This window comes from Proteiniphilum sp. LBM24028, from assembly GCF_056629195.1.
In genome coordinates, this window is sequence record NZ_CM152817.1 from 2,587,085 (window position 1) to 2,609,439 (window position 22,355).

Genomic DNA, 22,355 nt, shown 5'->3' on the forward strand with positions numbered 1-22,355 from the left:
TAATAAATTCCCCAAGAAGCGGGGAATCGTGCAATACGCTGTTATTTTATGGTTACGGAAATGGTACCGCTGTTTTTCTTGTCTTTATCATATACCACAATATCGGTTTTACCCACTTTTACTCCGGTAATGGTAATTTTGTCCTGGGCAACCACTGCCGTAGCAATTGTAGCATCTTTTGTCTCCACAGTATAAGGCGCTACACCTCCACTGACTTTCACATCTACCGTTGCCCCTACTGTCGCTTCCGGAGCAGGCTTATCGAATGTCAATGAGACAGCTTTCTTTACCGTGACGGAAATCTTGCCACTGGTTTTTTCTTTATCGGTCACCGTAATGGTAGTAGTACCTTCCTTCACTCCGGTAATAGTAACAGTGCTTTTGTCCACAGTGGCGGTAGCGATGGTTTTGTCGGCCGGATTCGCTGTATAAGGGACTATTCCCTTCCCTACATTGACGGTAGCCGTTTTTCCTACTTCCACTTCCACTTTGCTCGGAGTAAAAGTCAATACTTTCTTATCGTCGTCTTCACAAGCCACAAACAATATACAAGCAAGCACTATACTCACTGCATAACTTAACTTCTTTACATTCATAATCGTAAAAGTTTAAAAATTAATAATTAGGTTCATCAGAAAATTTTATACGCATCATTTTTGAGATCTCGAGTAAAAACAGTGCATTTATATTCTCTATGATGAAAAAAGAGGTGAAAACGCTGCCCTCTCTCCCTGCATTTTGATTTAATTAACTAATAAATTATTCTCTTTTTAATCGAAATAAAGACGATAAGGAATAGTATACGAATATGAAACAAAGAGTTACCCGGGTCATTTTTCTATAAGGAAGGGAAATTCTATTTACATTTATTATAATTATAAAATTCTGATTGAATTCCGTTTCCGGCGGTAAATTACGCCCAAACCGTGGAGAGGGAAAACAGGATCTCCATTTATCACTATTCCGGGGACAGGCATCTTTCTTCCTAAGGTTTCAGCACAACGCCCATTCTTTTCTTACCGTTTATTTTGACACACATGGGCCGGTTAAAATGTACTTGGCGTATATATTCCGTCTCATAGACAGCCGGTTGTTGATTGAGAAATGGTTCATCGAAAAAACCATCGTTTTCCAGAAAAGGATTGACAGTAAAATAACCCACTCCAAAAGAAGTGAGATTTTGAAAGAAATGGGTACCCTGACTGGGCTCAATCCGGTAGTTTTCCATGCCCGACTCTACAATTACCCGTGCCTGAGAGATATGTGTCCATTTTACCGGGATACCCAGCCAGGGATCGGAAGATCCCCAGCGGCCGGGCCCCACCAGTACATAATTGGTGCCGGCAGCCGCAAATGTTTTGTTCAGGTCTTCAATCTCTCGTGCTATTACCGGATTCATGGCTGCATTGAATGCAGATGATTTCACGTAAACCACATCATATACATCGTTCGATATTCCATTTCCTAGTGCATTTCGTGAAAACAATACCGTCTTGTTTATCGCTATTTTTTCCAGATCTTCATGAACCACCTCCTTACTGTCGACAATCGGTCTGATCTGCAGAACGTAGAATGAACCGAACTGTGGATTACTGATATCGACGGCAAACTCAATCTCTACCGGTCTTCCCATCTCCTTTTGACCCGCTTTCAGCAGTTTGTCGAGCACTTCCGAGAGCGGAAACATGTCGTTTTGCAGGATACTGGCAAAAGAAATTATTTTTCGTCCTCCCTCATAAAACCCATCCCTTATTATTTGATCCTGAGGATCATATGTAGAAGCTACATATCGGAGAGGGCCATCCTTCTCGGCTTCACGCAGCCGCAACTTTAACAGGTTAAAACCGTCGTCAATGGTAAAGTCCTTGGAGACAGAATCCAGGTCGAGGGCAAAGAACTGTGTTTGTGTATCGCGCAATGCCAGTTCGAGTGAACTTAACTGAAGTATACGCGAAGCATGAAGCGGTGAAAACCGCAGTCCGTTATTGCCGTCCATAATATATTTCCCCAGCCCGAATGCCATGTTTACAATACCGTCTTCGGTTTTCTCATCACCAATGGGATAATAATTGATAGAGCGTGCCACCCCCGATATGGCAGGGTAATATAACTTCCCGTATTGGGAACCCACGACCTCCTGCAACACGATCGCCATCTTTTCCTGATCTATCAGGTTCTGTGTGGCTACCATGTAGGCTTTACTGTCCTTATAAAAAGCCGAGGCATAGACCGCCTTAATGGCATTGCTTAGCAAGCGTACCATCTCATACTTATCATTCACATAGGGAATCATGTATGTGGCATATATCCCTGCAAAAGGCTGATACTGGGAATCCTCAAGCAGACTCGAAGAACGTATGGCCACCGGCCCCTCCACGGCTTCGAAAAACACAAGGAAGTCGCTCACCATCCTTTTGGGTAACTTGGCTGCCAGAAAGTGCTTTAGGATATCTTCATCGCTACGGTCAGACAAGGCTACGGCGTAAAGGTCGTTGGCTTCCATGAATTCGTCGAAGATATCGGTACACAGCACGACTGTTTTGGGAGTTGTCACCGGAAAGTTGGCGTTGTTGTTCAGTTCCAGATGGGTTTTCACCATATAGCCAATGAAAGCCAGGCCCCTGCCTTTTCCCCCAAGCGATCCTTCTCCGATACGGGCAAAGTTGGAGTACTGGTCAAACCGGTCCTTCTCGAAAACTGCCACCACACCCGTATTCTTCATTTTCCTGTATTGCACAATGGTTGCATAGATCAACTCGCGTGCATCGTTCATGCTGGCGTATTCAGTCACGTCGATCTTTTTGAGCATTTCTGCTACGGGGAACATGGCACGGGAGTAGAAAAAACGGGAGAAGTGGTTACGGGAGAGATGTTCATAGAGTGCATCATCCGGAATATTACGGATGTTCATTTGCAGCTCTTTCAGATTTTTGATGCGGAATATCTCCTCTCTTGTTTTCGGATCGGTAATGATAAAATCGCCGAAGCCGAGGTTATCCTTGATTGCTTTGCGAAGATCCTGAGGAAATGTTTTCGAGTTTTTGTCGATAAAAACAGCGTTCTCCTGATGGATATATTTTCTGTTCTCAGACTCGGATGAGGTATAAATAATGGGTATATAGGTATCTTTCTCTCTTATCCACTCACCCAACCGCTTCCCGGCCTGTTTGTCTTTCTCACCCTTCACATTGAAGCTCATGTCACTGATCACACCCAACATGTTATCACCATATTTCCTGTAATAGGATACCGCCTCCTCATAATTGCGGGCAAGGAGGATCTTGGGTCGTCCCCGCATCCGCAACATTCGCAGGTGGTCGTTTAAAGCCTCTTTCGAAAACTCTCTTGATTCTGAGAGTACAAATTTATAGAGCAAGGGCAGTGCGGATGAGTAAAAACGGACAGAGTCTTCCACCAGCATGATGGTCTGCACTCCCACCGTCTTCACGTCATGTTCCACATTCATCCTGTCTTCCACAACTTTGATGATGGCCAGCAGAAGATCGGTGTCGCCCAGCCAGCTGAACACATAGTCGATACCGCTCAGGTCCTCCCTGCTTAACGACTGTGTCACAGCCTTCGAAAAAGGAGTCAGCAACACCACGGGAATATCTGAATAATGCACTTTTATCTGTTTTGCCAGGTCGAAAGTGTCACTGCTGTCCATATTGGGCATACAAATGATCAGTTCATAGTGATTTTGCTTCAGTTCGGCCAGTGCATCCCTATTGTTACCAACCTGTGTAAAACGTGGGGGATAGCGGAGATTAAGCGATGTATATTCATTGAATATCTGCTCATCCACACGACCGTCATCTTCCAGGATAAACATGTCGTAGCGGGAAGCCACCATCAGTACGTTGTATATGCGCTTGTTCATCAGCTTCACAAAGGGAGTGTCGCGAAAACGAAGCTGGCTGATGTCGTGGGCCTTAATGACCGCCCTGGGAGTTTTCAGTTTCATTTTAATAATCCTTACCTGTTCACTGTTTATACGAACACAAATTTACGAAAAAATGTACAGACGAAATGTGTCACCAACAATTTTAAGCAGGTTTGGGTTTTGAAATTATTTTTGTAAATTTGTTCCCCCTCCGGTATGACAGGTTCTCCTGTCTACGTCCGGGAGGTACACATCACTTTTTTACGAAAAATGAAAAAATCACTGCTTATCCCCATATCCCTGTTACTGTCCATTCTGGCGGTTATCTTTCTGCTTCTGACATCGGGAAACGATCTGGACAAAACCGACTCTGAAAAACCTTTGGTACTTTCCATGACGGCCTCCGTAGAAATTCCCGAGAGCATGCACTTTGCCGGGGAAAAGATTACTTTTGACCGGTACGACAAGCACGAACGTATGGACAGGGAACTGAACAGCTTCACATATTTCCATTCCACCACTCTGCTTCTCTTTAAAAGAGCCAACCGTATTTTCCCGCTCATTGAACCCATCCTGAAACAACAGGGGGTGCCTGACGACCTGAAGTACCTGGCCGTGATTGAGAGCAGTCTCGACTACCGGGCCGTATCTCCGGCGCAGGCGGCAGGATTGTGGCAGTTTTTACAAAGTACGGGCAGACAGTATGGACTGGAAGTGGGTTCCGAAGTGGATGAACGTTACCACGTTGAAAAATCGACTGTGGCAGCCTGCAGGTATCTCAAAGATGCTTACCGGAAATATGGTTCATGGAGTGCTGCCGCCCTGTCGTACAACGGGGGACAGGCACGTATTACCAGTGAACTTAATAACCAGCGTGCCGATGAAGCTCTCGATCTCTGGCTTGTGGAGGAAACCACACGTTACTATTACCGCATGCTGGCCATCAAACAGATATTTGAACATCCGCAGCAATATGGATTTATTCTCAAGCCTACCGATCTGTATAAGCCCATGGAGTTCAGGGAGGTGAATATGACCGGTTCCATACCCGACCTTGTTGCTTACGCCCAACAGAATCAAATCACCTATGCCCAGCTAAAGGATTTCAACTCCTGGCTCCGTAGCAACAAGCTGAGTAACACTTCCGGCAAGAGTTATACCATTCTCATCCCGACAAAGGAAAGCCTGTTTTACAGAAAGGGAAAACAGCCTGAAGTACATAACCGGGCATGGGTGGTTCAATAAACTTTTTCAGGTTATCTATCGTTTATACGAACTATGGCTTCAGATACAGAACTAATTCAGGTCTACGGCGCACGCGTACATAACCTGAAAAATATTGATGTGACTATTCCGCGTGACTCACTAACTGTGGTGACGGGACTGAGCGGCAGTGGTAAATCATCACTTGCTTTCGACACCATCTTTGCCGAAGGGCAGCGGCGGTATATTGAAACCTTCTCGGCTTATGCCCGTGGTTTCCTGGGAAAGATGGAACGTCCCGATGTGGACAAGATCAGCGGCCTAAGCCCCGTAATCTCTATTGAGCAGAAGACTACCAACAAGAATCCCCGGTCTACCGTGGGGACCACTACTGAGGTGTATGATTTCTTGCGCCTTCTTTATGCCCGTGCAGGTGAGGCCTATTCCTGGATCACCGGCGAAAAGATGGTGAAATATACCCATGAACAGATTCTGGAACTGATCCTGGAGAAGTATATAGGCAAAAAAATCTATATTCTCTCTCCCGTGGTGAGAAACAGGAAAGGGCACTACAAGGAGCTTTTTGAACAGATACGCAAGAAAGGATATCTCCATGTGCGGGTTGATGGCGAGATCAGGGAAATTGTTCCCGGCATGCGGGTGGACCGGTATAAAAACCACAGCATAGAGATACTGATAGACAAGCTGGTTGTCTCCAACAAGTTTGCCGACAAGCTGAAGGCGAGCGTACGTACCGCCATGAAGCAGGGTTCGGGATTAATACTAATACAAGATGTGGATGCCAATGAAGTGAGACACTACAGCAGCAGCCTGATGTGCCCCACTACCGGGTTGTCGTATAATGAGCCGGCGCCGCACAATTTCTCGTTCAACTCACCACAGGGGGCGTGTCCCCGATGCAAGGGCATCGGTTCGGTAGATCAGATCGACATTGAAAAAATTATTCCCAATCCCGACCTGAGTATTGCCGCAGGGGGTATTGTCCCTTTGGGGAAGGAACGGAGCAATCTGCTCTTCTGGCAGATTACCGCCATCTGCGAAAAGTATGATGTTACGCTGAAGACTCCCATCAAAGATATTCCGCGGGAGGCAATAGAAGAGATCATGTATGGAACCAATGAACGGCTGAAGATCAAGAATGAATCGTTGGGTAACTCCAATTATATGGTTTCATACGAAGGGGTGGCAAAATATATTGAGATGCAGCAGGAGGAGGAAGCATCTGCCACGGCCCAGAAGTGGGCCGGACAGTTTATCACCACCTCGGTGTGTCCCGAATGCCATGGACAGCGGCTCAACAAGGAAGCCCTCCATTTCAGGATAAATGGAAAAAATATTGCCGAGCTTGCAGAGATGGACATTGAGGCACTATATCATTGGTTCGCCCAGTCGGAGTCTGCCATCACCGAGAAACAGCGACTCATTGCCGGAGAAATAAAGAAAGAGATACTTTCACGTTTGCAGTTTCTTCTCGATGTGGGACTGGGATACCTGTCGCTCTCCCGTTCTTCGGCCTCACTTTCGGGAGGTGAAAGTCAACGTATTAGACTGGCTACGCAAATAGGTTCTCAGCTGGTAAATGTGCTCTACATTCTGGATGAACCAAGTATCGGCCTGCATCAGCGAGACAATCACCGGCTGATTGATTCATTGAAGAAACTGCGCGACTCGGGTAATTCCGTGGTGGTGGTGGAGCACGACAAGGATATGATGCTGGCCTCCGATTATATTGTGGATATGGGTCCCTTTGCGGGCAGGAAAGGGGGAGAGGTGGTCTTTGAGGGACTGCCCTCGGAGATGCTTAAAAGAAACACCCTCACTTCCAACTACCTCAACGGCAAGTTGGAGATAGCCATTCCGGAAAAAAGGAGAAAAGGAAATGGTAAAAAATTCATCGTTACAGGCGCTACGGGCAACAATCTGAAAAATGTGACAGCCCAGTTTCCGCTTGGTACCCTTATTTGTGTGACCGGTGTGTCGGGCAGCGGTAAATCGACACTGATCAACGAAACAATACAACCGATACTAAGTCAGAAATTTTATCGTTCCCTGAAAGATCCGCTGCCTTATGTATCTGTAAAGGGGATGGAGCATCTCGACAAGGTGGTGAGTGTAGACCAGTCTCCCATTGGTCGCACACCTCGTTCCAATCCGGCTACATATACCGGTGTTTTTTCAGACATACGCACTCTGTTCGCCAGCATGCCGGAAGCAAAGATAAGAGCCTATAAGCCGGGACGTTTCTCCTTCAATGTGAAGGGGGGAAGATGCGAGAAGTGCAGTGGCAATGGTTACAAAACCATTGAGATGAACTTCCTCCCCGATGTAATGGTACCCTGCGAGGTATGTCATGGCAAGAGATACAACCGTGAGACGCTCGAGGTACGCTTTAAAGGGAAGTCTATTGCCGATGTACTGGACATGACCATCAATATGGCCGTGGAATTTTTCGAGAATGTTCCGGGCATCCTGCACAAGATAAAGGTTTTGCAGGAGGTGGGACTTGGCTACATCAGGCTTGGACAATCGTCCACCACCCTCTCCGGCGGGGAGAGCCAGCGCGTGAAGCTGGCCACTGAACTGGCCCGCACAGATACCGGCAACACATTGTATGTTTTGGACGAACCCACCACAGGACTTCATTTCGAAGATATCCGGGTGCTGCTTGGAGTCCTGAACAAACTGATAGAGAAGGGTAATACAGTGATCGTAATTGAACACAATCTCGACATCATCAAATGTGCCGACTGGATCATCGACCTGGGTCCGGAGGGTGGAGAAAGAGGAGGAAACATTCTTGTTACCGGTACACCCGAAGAGATCATCCGTAATGAAAAAAGCTATACTGCACAATACCTGCGTGAGGAGTTACACAAAAAGAATCTCCCCTTCCACTAAACGTTAAAAATGAAAATGTTCTGAACATTTACAATGACTCTTTGTTTAGAACTTGTGACAAGAACATTGTCTGGATTAGTTTTAAATTTAAAAAAATATATGGCAAATATAACATTCAAGGGTAACCTTGTACAAACTTCCGGAGAACTACCTGCAAAAGGTGTATTGGCTCCCGATTTCACTCTGGTGAAGAGCGATCTTTCAGAGGCAAGATTGTCTGATTTTAAAGGCAAGAATGTAGTACTCAACATTTTTCCAAGTCTTGACACAGGCACCTGCGCGGCATCGGTACGTCGCTTCAACAAGGAAGCTTCCGCATTGGACAACACGGTCGTTTTGGGTATTTCCGCCGACCTGCCCTTTGCAGCCGGTCGATTTTGTTCGGCAGAAGGCATTGAAAATGTGATTACGCTTTCCACTTTTCGAAGTGATGCCTTCGCAAAGGATTACGGGCTGCTAATGACCAGTGGACCGCTCAAGGGCCTTCTGGCCCGCGCCGTGGTCGTGGTTGATCCCTCAGGAAAAGTTATTTATACGGAACTGGTTTCTGAGATTGCACAGGAGCCGGATTATCATTCTGCAATCAACTCGATAGTGTAGTTTGTTTCATGAAGATTGTGTTAACAGGAGAGGTCTGCGAAGTGATTCGCGGACCTTTCATATTTTAAACTGTAATGAAAGCCTTTCGCAACACAATATACTGTCAGTCTCCCGCATTTCCGGCTGAGAAAAGAACAATCCCTGCATAACGGATGTTTTAACAAAACACTTTAATTGGAATGATGATGAAAAAGATAATCGGTATTTTGCTTATTCTTGTGGCATTGTTTCTGGGGTATCTGGGCATCAGGGGATTCAATGAGAGTTCCTCATCGGTGAAATTACTGGGAATAGAGATTACTGCGCAGGACAGTGAGGGCAAGGAAAGGGCATATATCAAGCTCGGACTGGGTGTCGTGTTATTCATAGGTGGTATTTACCTGACAGGCCAAAAGAAAGGATAAAATACCTCCTCGGCTTTTAATCTAAGTTTCTTTTTCCTAAATTTGTACATTCTTTCCTGCTATTCCTTTTTCCACGCAATAAAGGTTTTATCGCAGAAAGAATAGAAAAGCATCTATGGCAAAACGAAAAAAGAAGAGACCTTCCATAACCAGGAAAAAAGAAACCTCGTGGTTCAGCTTTCTCAAAAGCGAGCGATTGCATTTTATTACGGGGGTAATCACGGCTTTCGTCGGCATATTCATGTTGATGGCTATTGTTTCTTTCTTTTTCACAGGGGCTGCCGACCAAAGCAAAGTGCTGAACAAGAGCCTCATAGAGCTTATCCGTCCCCTCACCCCCCAGGTAGACAACTGGACTGGCGCCGGAGGTGCCTACATCGCAGAAGTCCTTGTGAACGGGGGGTTTGGTATCTTTTCTGTGTTAATACCCATTTTTATTATTTATATTGGGCTCCGCATGATGAAAGTGTCGGATTTCCCTTTAATGAAGGCACTCTTCCTCACTGCTTTCGGTCTTGTAGGCGGCTCTGTGAGCAGTGCTTTTATTTTGGACAGGCTTTTTCCCACCTCTCATGTAAAATGGGGCGGAGCGCATGGCATACAGATTGAACGTATTCTGGAGAGCAGCGTGGGATGGCCGGGAGTGATAATGACTATCCTGCTGTTCATTGTTATCACCATCGTAATCTTCCGGAAAAGTTCCATATACAAGATCCAGCAGACACTGATGAATAACAGGCCTCCGTTTCCTAAACATGATGATGACACATATGGTCCGGCAATAGAAGAAGCCACAGAGCCGGATGAACCGGAAGAATTCGAGGAAAAAAAAACAGGCTTGCTTAAGCGGTTCATTGCAGGTATCAAGGAATTAAAGGAGGCATCCCGTGCGCAGGAAAAGGCATCAGAGCAGGAAGAAGTGTATGGGGAGCAGGATGTCCGCATGAACGCTGACACAGTACCTGTTACTCCCTCCACACATGCAACGCAGTCCTCCCCGGAACAAAGAAATCCGGAACATGACGACCGTTTCGAAGTAGTCGTCCCCGAGGACGATGAAACAGTGCTGCCATTGGCAGCTGAGGCGATAAGGAAAAGTACCGAAATGAATCTGGCAGATGAGACCGACCTGCTGGAAGATTATGACCCAAGGAAAGATCTCTCCAACTTCAAATTTCCATCCATGAACCTGCTAAAGATCTATAACACGGGTGACAGGGGAGTGGACATGAATGAGCAAAACGAAAATAAGGAGAAAATAATTCATACACTGCGCAACTATGGCATTGAAATCGTCTCCATCAAAGCCACCGTGGGGCCAACCATCACCCTTTACGAGATTGTACCCCAGGCAGGAGTCCGCATCTCAAAAATCAGGAATCTGGAAGATGACATTGCACTGAGCCTGTCGGCACTGGGCATTCGCATTATTGCGCCAATGCCCGGCAAAGGGACAATAGGCATTGAGGTACCTAACAAAGATCCGCAAATCGTATCCATGCAGTCGGTCATCTCCTCGAAGAAGTTTCAGGAGTGTACCTACGATCTGCCTGTAGCCCTGGGGAAGACCATCACCAACGAAGTATTCATCTTCGATCTCACAAAGATGCCACACCTTTTGGTCGCCGGTGCCACAGGACAGGGTAAATCGGTAGGTCTTAACGCGATAATCACCTCATTGCTCTACAAGAAACATCCGTCGGAGATGAAGATGGTACTGATTGACCCTAAAATGGTGGAGTTCAATATCTATTCCACCATCGAAAAACATTATCTGGCAAAGCTGCCCGACGAGGAGAAGGCCATCATCACCGATGTGACCAAAGTAACGCAAACACTCAATTCACTTACCCGTGAGATGGACGATCGCTATGAGCTTCTCATGCGGGCCCACGTACGTGCTATCAGGGAATACAACGAGAAGTTTGTGAAGAGGCGGCTGAACCCTGAAAAGGGACACCGGTATATGCCTTATATCGTGGTGGTGATTGATGAGTTTGGCGACCTGATCATGACGGCGGGAAAGGAAATAGAGATGCCCATTGCCCGCATTGCACAGAAGGCACGTGCAGTGGGTATCCACATGGTGATTGCCACTCAGCGTCCCACTACCAACATTATCACCGGTACCATCAAAGCCAATTTTCCTGCACGTATGGCATTTCGTGTAACATCGCAGATCGACTCGCGCACCATCCTCGACATGAGTGGCGCCAACCAGCTCATAGGTCGTGGCGACATGCTCTTCTCGCAAGGGAGCAATCTGATTCGTATCCAGTGCGCCTTTGTGGATACTCCCGAGGTGGAAGAGATTGCCCAGTACATCGGCAAACAACATGGCTACGACAATGCATTTGCCCTTCCGGAAGTGGCATCCGAAGGAGATGCTACCCCGGGAGCGGTTGATCTGAACGACAGGGATGCACTGTTTGAGGAGGCTGCACGGCTTATCGTGGTTCACCAGCAGGGATCCACATCGCTCATCCAGCGTAAATTCTCCATCGGGTACAACCGTGCGGGCAGGCTGATGGATCAGCTGGAGGCCGCCGGGATTGTAGGTGCAGCTCAAGGCAGCAAACCGCGTGATGTGTTTATAGCCGATGAATACTCACTGGAGAAACTGTTCGACTCCATGCGATAATTGGCTCTTTAAACCCCAACCTTCTTTTTCTGTCAATTGATATGACAGTACTTACCTGTCATCTGTTTGAAAAAATTAAAAACCCAAGAAAATGAAACCTTTCATAATTCTCTTCACAGCCCTTCTTTTATATCTGCCACTTTTCAGTCAGAACAATGCAGAGTCGAAAGCCATCATGGATAGAGCATTTGCCGGCTTCGAAACATCGCAGGGTATTCAGCTGCTTTTCAAAACTACCTCTACCGATGCCGTCGGCAATGCTTACGAACCACAATCGGGCACTGCATTTATCAAAGGGAATCGTTTCAAACTGGAGATGGAGACGATGGATATATGGTTCGACGGAGAAACACAATGGGTATTTATGAAGGAGACAAACGAGGTAAATATCAGCAAACCAGACGGGCAGGAAGTTGCAGCAGTAAGTCCGCTGGCCTTGCTTGGAATATATAAAAACGGATATGTCCTGAAAGCACCCGTCTCAAAAATTGTAAACGGTACCCCTGTCTGGCAGATTGAGATGACACCGGTTACAGGGAACAGGGATTTCAAGGTGGTGACCGCAGCTATCAGTAAAAAAAACAACACCGTGGTACAGGTAACGCTCACCGCAGCAAACGGCATGAAAACACAGATCGACATCGCCCGATACAACGCCAATCATCAGTTTGACAATGCGATGTTCCGTTTCGACAAAACAGCACATCCGGGCGCTGAGATCATCGACCTCAGGTAACAAGACATCAAGTCCGGGAACACCATATTTTCCATTTACGACGAATAGATAAAGCTGATAACGGTTTCATATTTCGGAGAATAGTCGTATCTTTGATATAATAATTCACGAATATACCTTCTCTCAGTGTCCTACACTGAGAGAAGGTTTTTAAACATACAAATTACATTATGGACAATAAATTGCGATGCCTGATTATCGGATCAGGGCCGGCAGGATATACTGCTGCCATCTATGCCTCGCGTGCAAATCTCAATCCCGTGCTGTATGAGGGGATGGAACCGGGAGGACAATTGACGACGACAACAGAAGTGGAAAACTTTCCCGGTTACCCCAATGGAATCACAGGGCCTGAGTTGATGGAGGACTTGAAGAAACAGGCAATGCGGTTTGGCACGGATGTGCGCTCGGGTCGGGCTACCGCCGTGGATTTCTCTGTTCGCCCGTTTAAAGTGACCATTGACAACGAAAAGGTGATCGAAGCCGATACGGTGATCATCTCTACCGGTGCCACTGCCAAATACCTGGGACTGGAAGATGAAACAAAATATGCCGGACAGGGTGTTTCGGCCTGTGCCACATGCGATGGCTTCTTCTACCGCAAGAAAAAAGTAGCAGTGGTGGGCGGTGGCGATACCGCCTGCGAAGAAGCTACCTATCTGTCGGGGCTGGCCGACAAGGTATATTTGATTGTACGTAAGCCCTATCTGCGCGCATCGCAGATCATGCAGGACAGGGTGATGAATAATCCTAAAATTGAGATTCTGTTTGAACATAATGCCGTAGGTCTCTTTGGAGAAAAGGGGGTAGAAGGAGTGCACCTTATAAAACGAATGGGGGAATCAGACGAAGAGAAGCTGGATATTGCCGTAGACGGATTTTTTCTGGCCATTGGCCACAAACCCAATACGGAGATATTCAAGGATTACATCGAACTGGATGATGTAGGTTATATCAGAACCAGCAGTCCATACACCAAAACCAATGTGGACGGGGTTTTCGCATGTGGTGATGTGGCAGACCCCATATACCGGCAGGCAGTGACGGCAGCTGGCACAGGTTGCCGTGCAGCGATGGATGCCGAACGCTATCTTACTGAAAAAGGATTATAAACAAACTTTTACAATATTTCTGCTCCTTTCGAAGGATTAATCATTGGCTTCAACTTTTCACAATTCAGGGCTGTTTTTTCAGCTCTGATTTTTTTTGTTCTTAATAAAATAACCTGAGAGACAGAAAATGTTGCTATATTTGCTTATTAAAAGGATTACACATCAACCAATGAAAAAATATCAGCTCCTCATATGCAATCTTATACTGGCCATCGGTCTCTCCGCTCAGCATAAGAGCGCAACGTACAAGAACGGAAACGACTCGCTTGTCCTTGCCGGAGACAGAGCTCTCTTCTGCGTTACCGGCTTTGCGGGGTTATCCACAGCACATGTGGGAGAAGGGAGTTACGAGGAGCTGGATCAATTTATGCTGGTAAAGACTTCTGACTATTCTGGTCCCAAATCCACTTGGGACGCTACGGAAAACTACCGGAAAGACAGTTGTTTCGTTAAAGTTGTCGATTCTCACAATTACCCCATTCGTAATATTCTGGTAGAGGCTTGTACCAATACCGACAAGGTGCTTGAAGCAAAGGTTACCGGTGAAGATGGTGAGGTCTGGTTAAGGGATAACAATAAGCTGGAAAAAATCAAAGCCTCAGCCTTGGGTTACGACGCCGTCTCGCTGGATTATACTACTGGAAAACAATATCTGATCACGCTAACCGAGCACAACATCATTGAAAACAGTACCGTCGTATTCACCGTTCGCACAATAGATGATGAAACGATTTCACTGTTGCTGCTCACAGACAATTTCGAAGAAGGTAAAAATCGGCTGTCCGACTTGCAAAAGCTGGAAAAGAAGGTTCGCAAGCGAAATCCGCTCGAAAAAAGAATGAAAAAAGTATATGTCCCTTACGCAGGAAAGAAATAACTGTACCTGCCCCTGTTGAGAAGACGCCAACCGGCAAGCGACAGAACAGGATAAAAAAGCCCCCCTCTGTTGTTATCTTATAATTACACCAGCAACTTCTTCACCATTTCCGAGATGGCCCGTCCTTCTGCCTTGCCAGCAAGTTGTTTAGTGGCCAGCCCCATTACCTTGCCCATCTCTTTCATGGAGGAGGCACCTGTTTCAGCAATGATCAGCTTAATCTCATTCTCCAGCTCGGCGGGAGTCAGTTGTGACGGAAGATACTCCTGGATTACTTTCATTTGTTCAATCTCTGCCTCGGCAAGGTCAGGCCGGTTTTGTTCCGTATAGATCGCGGCACTGTCTTTGCGCTGTTTCACCATTTTCTGAAGGATAGCTGTGGCTGCCTCATCGGAGAGATCACCGGCAGCACCCTTCGCCGTTTTTGCTTCCAGCAATTCTTTCTTGATACCTCTCAATGCTTCAAGACGTACTTTGTCTTTGGAAAGCATGGCTTTTTTTATCTCTTCGGTAATTGTATCCAATAATGTCATATGTTTTCTTTATTAAATTTCAGTCGAACAATGAGGAGGATTGATGTGACTCCGACTGGAAAGCGCGGGGATTGAAATCAGACTCCCTTTTAAAAACGGGGATCTTTTCCAGTGCCTCAAGTATCTTGTCGTCATCCAGTTCATCTATGGTAAGCACAAATGGTTCCTGCCGATAATTGACAGTAGTAAGCGTTTTTAATCCGGTTTTTCCGTAATATTTCTCTATCAGCTCTTTATCACGTCTTTCCTGCGCCAGCTTCTCGTCCCGTTCAATCTGCTCCTGTATCTCTTCAGCTCTTGTTTTCTCTTCCCTGTGTTCCTTGATACCTGGAACACTGGTAATGGAAAAGCCGGTAGCGAGCAGCGTCACCTTTACTTTTTCGGCAAGAGACTCTTCCACGGCAGCTCCCCAGATCACTTCGATCTCCCTGCTGAACTTCGACATAAAATCGTGCAAAGCGTTCATCTCTTCCATCATCAGCGGATTCTCCTCACCAAAAGACAGGTTGATGAGTATTTTCTTGGCACTGAACACATCGTTGTTATTAAGCAGGGGTGAATGCAACGCATTCCTTATTGCGTCGTTGATACGATCCTCACCTTTGCCCAGGCCGCTGCTCATGATGGCCACGCCACCATCTTTCAGCGTTGTGTTTACATCGGCAAAGTCGAGGTTCACATGGCCGTGTACGGTAATGATCTCAGCAATGCTTCTTGCCGCGGTTGCAAGCGTATCATCCGCTCTGGCAAAAGCATTCAGCATAGTAAGATCACTGTATATATCACGCAAGCGTTCGTTGTTGATGACAAGGAGTGCGTCTACATTTTTGGCAATCTCCTCCACGCCCTTGACCGCCTGTACAATCTTGCGGGGTCCTTCGAACATGAAGGGGATGGTGACAATACCCACCGTGAGGATGCCCATCTCTTTTGCCACACGGGCCACTACGGGTGCAGCCCCTGTTCCTGTTCCGCCGCCCATTCCTGCGGTGATGAATGCCATGCGTGTACCATCACTCAACAGTTCTTCTATCATCTCCACACTTTCCTCGGCCGCCTGCTGAGCTACCTGGGGCTTATTCCCCGCCCCAAGGCCTCCGGTTGTGTTTCCACCCAGTTGTATTTTCATTGGCACGGGTGATTCCATCAGCGCCTGATGGTCAGTATTACACAGTGCAAAAGAGACATCGTGTATTCCTTCCTGGAACATGTGGTTCACAGCATTTCCTCCGCCACCGCCCACGCCTATCACCTTGATTATGGCGTTGGTATGGCTTTCAATCTGAAACTCCAATATATCGTCTTCCATTGTTTCTTAACTTTTCTCTGTTACTCATCCTCCTCTTCCGAGAAAATACCCCCTAAAACGTCTTCTATCTTTGTGAAAAATCCTCCCTCCTGTTTTTCAACCTTCGGTTTCCTCTCCTTTCTGTCGCTTTTATTTTTTTTACTTTTTCCGGAAAACCAGCCTGAGGAGGTAGATCTGCGTTCTTCTACATTTTCCTCAGCACTCCCCAGGTCAGGCTGCTCACAATCTTCCTCTGCAAAGAGCAGCATGCCCAAGGCCTGCGTGAATGCAGGATCATTAATCAGTTCGGGAGCATTATTGATAAATGTTTTCTTTGCCAATGCCTTTCTTACCGGCATCTTCAGCTTTTGACCTAGGTAAAGGTCGAGATTCTTCAGCTGCGAGGCCCCCCCTGTGATGATCAGCCCCGCTCCCAGCTGTCCATCGTAACCCGACAACACAATCTGCTCTCCGATATTGGCAATGATCTCATCGAGACGCAGGCCGATTACCTTATTTAATTCTGTCAGGTCTACATCCGGCTTTACGGCGAAAGGAGAAGTGAAAAGGGGAGCATCTTTGTTTTCCATGGCCCGGCCGAATTTTATTTTCAGCTGTTCGGCATCGTTCTCAGTAAAGTTGAGCGCGCTGATGTCTCTGGTCAGGTTCTTACCACCAAAAGGGATGACAACCATCCGACGCAATATACCACCTTTGTAGACAGAGAGAGAAGAAGTACCGGCACCAAAATCAATGAAAGCACAACCCAGTTCCTTTTCTTCCTCATTGAGGGATATTTCGGCAGTAGCAATCGGTCCTACGATAAAATCCACTATTTCCAGTTCCGTTTTGGCTGCGATACTTTTTTCGATGTTCGACAACAGGTTGGGACGTCCCACAATCAGTTCATAACCCGCTTCAATCTGCGAGCCGGTCACTCCAGCCGGATTGCGTTCCGGCTTGTCGTCTATATAATACTCCACGTCGGCCACCCTGTAATTGCGCACCATTTCCGGCTGAAACTTTTCAGCAGCCTTGCGTAACTGGCTCACTACCTCCTGGGTAACCATTCCGGCATTCAGCTGCCTCATCTCGTTGAATTCCAGGGTATGCAGCGATTGTCCGGACAGGGAGACATATACTTTTGAGATCTTGCGTCCCATGCTATTTTCGAGCATCATCACCAGCTTGTACACATTGGCTCCTGCCTGCTCGATGTTATACACCACCCCTCTGCGAATTGAATTTCCGGCATCGATGGAACCGCTGGCAAGAATAGATATCACGTTGTGCTCATTTTTTCGCCCCACAACCCCTTTGATCCGGGAAGTGCCCAGATCAATTACTGCTATAAATCCTGAATGCATCATATATTTTTTGGTCGATGAACTTTTGGTTACGTTGTTGTTCTACAAACATTCCGGCAACATTTTTGTTTGCTCATTAACTTCCTTTTCAAAACGGGAGACCTCTTATTCCCTTCTCGTGGCCACTACCTGATTCTCATATTTCAGGCTGATCTCACGATACCGGTTCCATCCCACCACGTTCAGTCCCTCCTCCACAAAAAGAACAAATTTAGCAAGCTTGGCCGGATAGTCATCCAGACTTCCCAGAATGATACGGAAATCACCCACCCTCGGTATCAGTGCCACATCCTTATTCTCTTGTACCACTATCTGTTCTGTCCAGGCATCCCAGTCGGGATGATCATGAAGAAACATCGCAAAATCATACAGTTCGTTCTGTGCGAACTCCTCATCGATGACACCTGTGGCAATGGGCACGTAAACTGCAAAATTTGATGAGAGAGGCATGATCTGGCGATCCTTATCGACATAAAAGCTGCCTTTCGTATCCGAGATAATTCTTAATACCGGTTCCCGCTGGCGAATAGATGCCACAATAGAACCGCCTGCGGTAGTGAAAACCTCTGCCGATTCCACAAGACGGTTCGTGAGGATGGTATCACGTATCGCCAGCGTATTGATATCGCCGAATTTCCTGCCTACGGGATAGAGATCGTATCGTTTCACCAGATTCACAACATCCTCTGCTTCTACAAAACGTGTATGTGTGCTATCCCTGATAATCACTTCGAAACGTTCGCATATATTGTCGCGTGATGATTTCCTGAAATAGGATGCCGAAAAGATCAGATATCCCGTTACAGCAGCGGCTACCAATATGAGAAGTATTTTTTTCAAGCGCTTATCTGTTTGTTTGAACTACACAAAGATACATCAAGATGTACAATAGCCGGTCGATTTAAAAAACATTAATCAAATATCCCCATACTTCTCCCTCAACAGTTTTTCAATGTCGGGAAGCAACCGGTCAATATCTCCTGCACCAAAAGTCACAAGCACCTCCAGTGGCTTGTACCGGAGCAGCTCCAACAGTTCTTCTTTACTACAGAGCAGTTTCTCCGCCGAGGTGATCCTGTCGAATATAATCTGCGACGAAACGCCGGCGATAGGTTCTTCCCTTGCGGGATAAATATCCAGAAGAATCACATCATCGAGCAGCGAAAGGCTTCGCCCGAAATCAGCGGCAAAATCACGGGTGCGCGAATAGAGATGCGGTTGAAATATACCGGTTACCTTCCTGTCCGGATAAAGTGCCTGAACAGAATGGATGGCTGCAGACAGTTCCTGCGGATGATGTGCATAATCATCGATAAATACAATGTTTCTGGCTTTGATATGAAAATCGAACCGTCTCCTTGCTCCGCCAAAGGTATGCATGGCATGACGCACTTCCTCGTCCGTGACGCCGCATTTCGTTGCAGCAGCAATGGCTGCCACGGCGTTTTCAATATTTATTCTCACTGGCACTCCCAGGGAGATACCGGTAATTTTCCTATCGTGTGATACAAAATCAAACAGGATCGTTCCGTCACCGACCCGTATGTTTTCCGCATGATAGTCACCCTCTTCCACTCCATAAGTCATGACAGTGACCGTATCATCGGCCTGGGGTGTGACCGGCGCATCCTTTTTCACGATCAGAAGGCCGTGCGGACGAATGAGGGATGTAAACTTCTCAAAACTTTCCCGGTAGGCCTCCTCGGTACCGTAAATATCCAGGTGATCGGGATCGGCAGAGGTAATTATGGCAATCCAGGGACGTAGCCAATGAAAGGAACGGTCATATTCGTCGGCTTCGGCCACCGTGATGTTACTTTTATCGGAGAGCAACAGGTTACTGTCATAATTCTTCAGTATTCCTCCCAGGAAGGCATTGCAATCTACATGCGACTGCCGCAACAGATGTGCAGTCATGCTTGATACGGTGGTTTTTCCGTGTGTACCGGCCACACAGATGGCATCACTCGTTTTGGTGATCTCTCCCAGTACCTGAGCCCGTTTCATGATGGTGAATCTTTGTTCGCTGAAAAAAACAAGCTCTCCATGTGAAGCAGGCACGGCGGGAGTATAAACCACAAGCGTTTTTTCCTTGTCGATAAAAGAGGAAGGAATTTTCTGCAAATTGTCTTCATAATGCACGAAGGCACCCTCCTCTGCGAGTTTTCGGGTAAGCGGAGTCTCCGTGCGATCATAGCCTCCCACTCTTTTCCCTTTTGAGAGGAAATAACGGGCGAGATTACTCATGCCGATACCACCGATACCGATAAAATAGATGTTCTCGTAATTCATACAATTACAATTTTTTCGATCTCATCTACGATCCGGTTTGCCGAATCGTGTTGTGCCAGCTGTGCGATGTTCCGGCTCAGGATCATCCGCTGCGCGTCGTTTTTCACGAGTGAAAGTGCCACATCGAACAGTAATACATGTGCAAGCACATCGGAAACCATGACGGCCGCCTCCTTATCGACAAGAGCCTGCGCGTTCCTTGTCTGGTGATCTTCCGCCACATTGGGCGAAGGGACCAGCACAACAGGCTTTCCAAGAAGACTAAACTCAGAGATGGAGCCGGCGCCCGCACGGGAGATGATAAGGTCAGCTACAGAATAGGCATAATCCATCCGATGCAGGAAATCGAAAAGGTGTACATTGGATGGAATCTTTCCTGTCTCCTGTAGTTGTTTCATCTCCTTGTAATAGTATTTGCCGCTTTGCCAGATCACCTGCACGTCATTCAATGCAGCCAGTTTCGGGAACGCATCTACAATGCTCTTGTTGAGGGTACGAGCCCCCAGGCTTCCTCCCAACATCAGGATCGTACGCTTGTTGGGATCCAGTTGAAAGTGTGCGTATCCACTTTCTCTGTTCTCTTCCGAGACTGACAGGTCCTGTCTGCAGGGATTGCCGGTAAGCACAATCTTGTCTCTTGGAAAAAACTTTTCCATTCCCTCATAAGCCACACAAATCACCGCTGCTTTCTGCGCCAGCAGCCTGTTGGTCACTCCCGCATAGGAGTTCTGTTCCTGAAGTAACGTGGGCACTCCTTTTGCCGAGGCCGCCTTCAATATGGGTCCGCTGGCATAACCACCTACGCCCACGGCAATGTCGGGTTTGAAGTCGGCAATGATCTTTCGTGCTTTTTGCATACTTCTGAGCAGCTTGAACGTCACCGAGATATTTTTCAACAGATTCTTCCGGTCGAAACCCGCCACCGGCAATCCAATTATCTTATATCCCGCTGCCGGCACACGCTCCATCTCCATACGGTCTTCGGCACCTACAAACAATATCTCCGCATCGTTCCAACGGTGTCTGATTGCGTTGGCGATGGATATAGCCGGAAATATATGGCCTCCGGTGCCTCCTCCACTGACAATGACCTTCATACCTGATAGATTTCAAATTCTACTTTATCTTCCAGTTTGCTGATTGGCTCCGTCAATCCGGAACCCTCCCTTGTCTCCTTATCGGGGATATTGTCTTCTTCATTATGGTCTGAATCATTCTGATTCTGATCCACATCTCCTTCCCTTTTCTTTTTGGCTATACCAAAGCGATCGGCGCTCAGGATCAGTCCGAAGTAGGCACAGGTAATCAGCGTGGATGTACCGCCGCGGCTGACCAACGGCAGGGGCTGACCGGTGACGGGAATCAGGTTCACCGCCACCGCCATGTTAATAAAAGCCTGTATGGAAAGCATCAGCGCCGACCCCAGCACAAGATACCTTGGAAACATTTTATCGGTTTTCCGGGCAATTATACCGGAACGGATCAACAGGATCACATAGAGTAGCAGAACAAAGATTCCACCAAGCATACCCATTTCCTCAATGATGATGGCATAGATAAAGTCTGAGTAGGCTTGCGGAAGGAAATCCCGTTCGGTACTGTTTCCGGGGAAGACTCCCACCAGACCGCCGTTGGCAATGGCAATCTTGGCATGTGCCACCTGGTAATTTTCATCGGTGATACTATAATATTCCTCTTCCGACAATTCCTTGTGTGCACCGAAGGAGGAAATACGGTTTTGCCATGTGCCCAGACGATTTAGAGGGCCGGCGTCGGTCCATTTTTCGGGAATGACATTCAGCAGCAACACGAACAAAAGGACCAAAGCAATACCTGCGCCTGCCACTTTCAGCAGTCTGGCAAGTTTTACATTTCCTATAAACATCAGAAGATAACAGACCCCGAATAACAATACTGCGGTAGAGAGATTGTCCATGGCGATGATGCTGCACACGATCACCATGAGTCCAATCATCCACTTGAAAAGCAGTCCGTCATTTGCTCCATTCTGCTTGCTTAGGAGAAATGCGATGGTGCCCATCAGCGAAATTTTGGCTATTTCGGAAGGTTGAATGGTGAATCCCATGAAGGAAATCCATCGGTCGGCCCCATTGACACTCGTACCGATAAAAGGGGTCAGTACGAGCAGCACAATGGCGCCCAGCAGGACGAATATCAGCAGTGAAAAAAAGCGATAAGGAATATTGTGAATAAGAAGGATCACCCCCACTCCGCCAATCAAGAACATGGCATGCCGAAGAATAGGTCCCCACATATTTTGCTGCCTGTAAACAATGGTGCTTGTAGCACTGAATATTTCCACCAGGGAGATCACACAGAGAATGATAAACACCGACCATATTACCTTGTCCCCCTGAAATATTTTCTGCCCGAAGTCCCTTATTGTGATTCCCGGTTCCTCCGCCATCTCCCCGGAAAACGCCGGATCTCCTGCATGATTGACATTTTTTTCCATATTTCAAATTTTGCACATTGGCAC

General features: G+C 47.0%; 17 protein-coding genes. 8 read left to right on the top strand and 9 right to left on the bottom strand.

Features of this window, described 5'->3' with window-relative positions:
• Nucleotides 1–41: 41 nt before the first annotated feature.
• Nucleotides 42–596, bottom strand: a complete 555-nt coding sequence (locus tag AC1HCU_RS10400; protein WP_480365749.1) for a hypothetical protein — start codon at nt 594–596, stop codon at nt 42–44.
• Nucleotides 597–985: 389 nt separating this feature from the next.
• On the bottom strand, nt 986–3,964 hold the full coding sequence (locus AC1HCU_RS10405; protein ID WP_480365751.1) for a PEP/pyruvate-binding domain-containing protein: 2,979 nt from the start codon (nt 3,962–3,964) through the stop codon (nt 986–988).
• Nucleotides 3,965–4,153: 189 nt separating this feature from the next.
• Here AC1HCU_RS10405 and AC1HCU_RS10410 point away from each other — a divergent pair, with 189 nt between their 5' ends.
• The 8 genes from AC1HCU_RS10410 (at nt 4,154) to AC1HCU_RS10445 (ending at nt 14,375) form a co-directional block, all read left to right on the top strand.
• Nucleotides 4,154–5,128, top strand: a complete 975-nt coding sequence (locus tag AC1HCU_RS10410; RefSeq protein WP_480365753.1) for a lytic transglycosylase domain-containing protein — start codon at nt 4,154–4,156, stop codon at nt 5,126–5,128.
• A 33-nt stretch (nt 5,129–5,161) separates the two neighbouring features.
• Nucleotides 5,162–8,005, top strand: coding sequence for an excinuclease ABC subunit UvrA (gene uvrA, locus AC1HCU_RS10415; protein WP_480365755.1), 2,844 nt, complete (start codon nt 5,162–5,164; stop codon nt 8,003–8,005).
• A 99-nt stretch (nt 8,006–8,104) separates the two neighbouring features.
• Nucleotides 8,105–8,605: a thiol peroxidase gene (gene tpx, locus AC1HCU_RS10420; RefSeq protein WP_480365756.1), complete on the top strand. Its 501-nt coding sequence runs from the start codon at nt 8,105–8,107 to the stop codon at nt 8,603–8,605.
• A gap of 179 nt (nt 8,606–8,784) precedes the next feature.
• Nucleotides 8,785–9,009 (top strand): hypothetical protein, encoded by a 225-nt coding sequence (locus AC1HCU_RS10425; protein WP_480365758.1) that lies wholly within the window; start codon nt 8,785–8,787, stop codon nt 9,007–9,009.
• Between the two features lie 115 nt (nt 9,010–9,124).
• A complete protein-coding gene (locus tag AC1HCU_RS10430; protein ID WP_480365760.1) occupies nt 9,125–11,650 on the top strand; it encodes an FtsK/SpoIIIE family DNA translocase in 2,526 nt (841 codons plus the stop codon).
• Nucleotides 11,651–11,741: 91 nt separating this feature from the next.
• Nucleotides 11,742–12,386 (top strand): outer membrane lipoprotein periplasmic chaperone LolA1, encoded by a 645-nt coding sequence (gene lolA1 / locus AC1HCU_RS10435; protein ID WP_321722021.1) that lies wholly within the window; start codon nt 11,742–11,744, stop codon nt 12,384–12,386.
• Between the two features lie 170 nt (nt 12,387–12,556).
• Nucleotides 12,557–13,498 (top strand): thioredoxin-disulfide reductase, encoded by a 942-nt coding sequence (trxB, locus tag AC1HCU_RS10440; protein ID WP_480365763.1) that lies wholly within the window; start codon nt 12,557–12,559, stop codon nt 13,496–13,498.
• A 169-nt stretch (nt 13,499–13,667) separates the two neighbouring features.
• A complete protein-coding gene (locus AC1HCU_RS10445; RefSeq protein ID WP_321722022.1) occupies nt 13,668–14,375 on the top strand; it encodes a hypothetical protein in 708 nt (235 codons plus the stop codon).
• A gap of 83 nt (nt 14,376–14,458) precedes the next feature.
• Here the strand turns inward: AC1HCU_RS10445 and AC1HCU_RS10450 are convergent, their stop codons facing one another.
• The 7 genes from AC1HCU_RS10450 to AC1HCU_RS10480 form a co-directional block, all read right to left on the bottom strand.
• The gene (locus tag AC1HCU_RS10450) at nt 14,459–14,908 is read right to left on the bottom strand and encodes a GatB/YqeY domain-containing protein (protein ID WP_480365765.1); all 450 of its coding nucleotides are present in this window, start codon (nt 14,906–14,908) and stop codon (nt 14,459–14,461) included.
• A gap of 19 nt (nt 14,909–14,927) precedes the next feature.
• Nucleotides 14,928–16,217: a cell division protein FtsZ gene (ftsZ, locus tag AC1HCU_RS10455; protein WP_480365767.1), complete on the bottom strand. Its 1,290-nt coding sequence runs from the start codon at nt 16,215–16,217 to the stop codon at nt 14,928–14,930.
• 20 nt (nt 16,218–16,237) lie between these two features.
• Entirely contained in the window at nt 16,238–17,566 is a 1,329-nt protein-coding gene (gene ftsA / locus AC1HCU_RS10460) for a cell division protein FtsA (RefSeq protein ID WP_480365770.1), read from the bottom strand.
• A gap of 102 nt (nt 17,567–17,668) precedes the next feature.
• A complete protein-coding gene (locus tag AC1HCU_RS10465; protein WP_480365772.1) occupies nt 17,669–18,403 on the bottom strand; it encodes a cell division protein FtsQ/DivIB in 735 nt (244 codons plus the stop codon).
• Between the two features lie 75 nt (nt 18,404–18,478).
• Nucleotides 18,479–19,855: a UDP-N-acetylmuramate--L-alanine ligase gene (gene murC / locus AC1HCU_RS10470; protein ID WP_480365774.1), complete on the bottom strand. Its 1,377-nt coding sequence runs from the start codon at nt 19,853–19,855 to the stop codon at nt 18,479–18,481.
• The gene (murG, locus tag AC1HCU_RS10475) at nt 19,852–20,952 is read right to left on the bottom strand and encodes an undecaprenyldiphospho-muramoylpentapeptide beta-N-acetylglucosaminyltransferase (protein WP_480365775.1); all 1,101 of its coding nucleotides are present in this window, start codon (nt 20,950–20,952) and stop codon (nt 19,852–19,854) included. Before murG ends, murC begins: the two co-directional genes overlap by 4 nt.
• The gene (locus tag AC1HCU_RS10480; protein ID WP_480365778.1) at nt 20,949–22,331 is read right to left on the bottom strand and encodes an FtsW/RodA/SpoVE family cell cycle protein; all 1,383 of its coding nucleotides are present in this window, start codon (nt 22,329–22,331) and stop codon (nt 20,949–20,951) included. Before AC1HCU_RS10480 ends, murG begins: the two co-directional genes overlap by 4 nt.
• Between the last annotated feature and the right edge of the window lie 24 nt (nt 22,332–22,355).

Bases quoted from the DNA above. Each gene is read 5' to 3' on its own strand.
- AC1HCU_RS10400 (WP_480365749.1), bottom strand. From the start codon at position 596: ATGAATGTAAAGAAGTTAAGTTATGCAGTGAGTATAGTGCTTGCTTGT.
- AC1HCU_RS10405 (WP_480365751.1), bottom strand. From the start codon at position 3,964: ATGAAACTGAAAACTCCCAGGGCGGTCATTAAGGCCCACGACATCAGC.
- AC1HCU_RS10410 (WP_480365753.1), top strand. From the start codon at position 4,154: ATGAAAAAATCACTGCTTATCCCCATATCCCTGTTACTGTCCATTCTG.
- uvrA (WP_480365755.1), top strand. From the start codon at position 5,162: ATGGCTTCAGATACAGAACTAATTCAGGTCTACGGCGCACGCGTACAT.
- tpx (WP_480365756.1), top strand. From the start codon at position 8,105: ATGGCAAATATAACATTCAAGGGTAACCTTGTACAAACTTCCGGAGAA.
- AC1HCU_RS10425 (WP_480365758.1), top strand. From the start codon at position 8,785: ATGATGATGAAAAAGATAATCGGTATTTTGCTTATTCTTGTGGCATTG.
- AC1HCU_RS10430 (WP_480365760.1), top strand. From the start codon at position 9,125: ATGGCAAAACGAAAAAAGAAGAGACCTTCCATAACCAGGAAAAAAGAA.
- lolA1 (WP_321722021.1), top strand. From the start codon at position 11,742: ATGAAACCTTTCATAATTCTCTTCACAGCCCTTCTTTTATATCTGCCA.
- trxB (WP_480365763.1), top strand. From the start codon at position 12,557: ATGGACAATAAATTGCGATGCCTGATTATCGGATCAGGGCCGGCAGGA.
- AC1HCU_RS10445 (WP_321722022.1), top strand. From the start codon at position 13,668: ATGAAAAAATATCAGCTCCTCATATGCAATCTTATACTGGCCATCGGT.
- AC1HCU_RS10450 (WP_480365765.1), bottom strand. From the start codon at position 14,908: ATGACATTATTGGATACAATTACCGAAGAGATAAAAAAAGCCATGCTT.
- ftsZ (WP_480365767.1), bottom strand. From the start codon at position 16,217: ATGGAAGACGATATATTGGAGTTTCAGATTGAAAGCCATACCAACGCC.
- ftsA (WP_480365770.1), bottom strand. From the start codon at position 17,566: ATGATGCATTCAGGATTTATAGCAGTAATTGATCTGGGCACTTCCCGG.
- murC (WP_480365774.1), bottom strand. From the start codon at position 19,855: ATGAATTACGAGAACATCTATTTTATCGGTATCGGTGGTATCGGCATG.
- murG (WP_480365775.1), bottom strand. From the start codon at position 20,952: ATGAAGGTCATTGTCAGTGGAGGAGGCACCGGAGGCCATATATTTCCG.
- AC1HCU_RS10480 (WP_480365778.1), bottom strand. From the start codon at position 22,331: ATGGAAAAAAATGTCAATCATGCAGGAGATCCGGCGTTTTCCGGGGAG.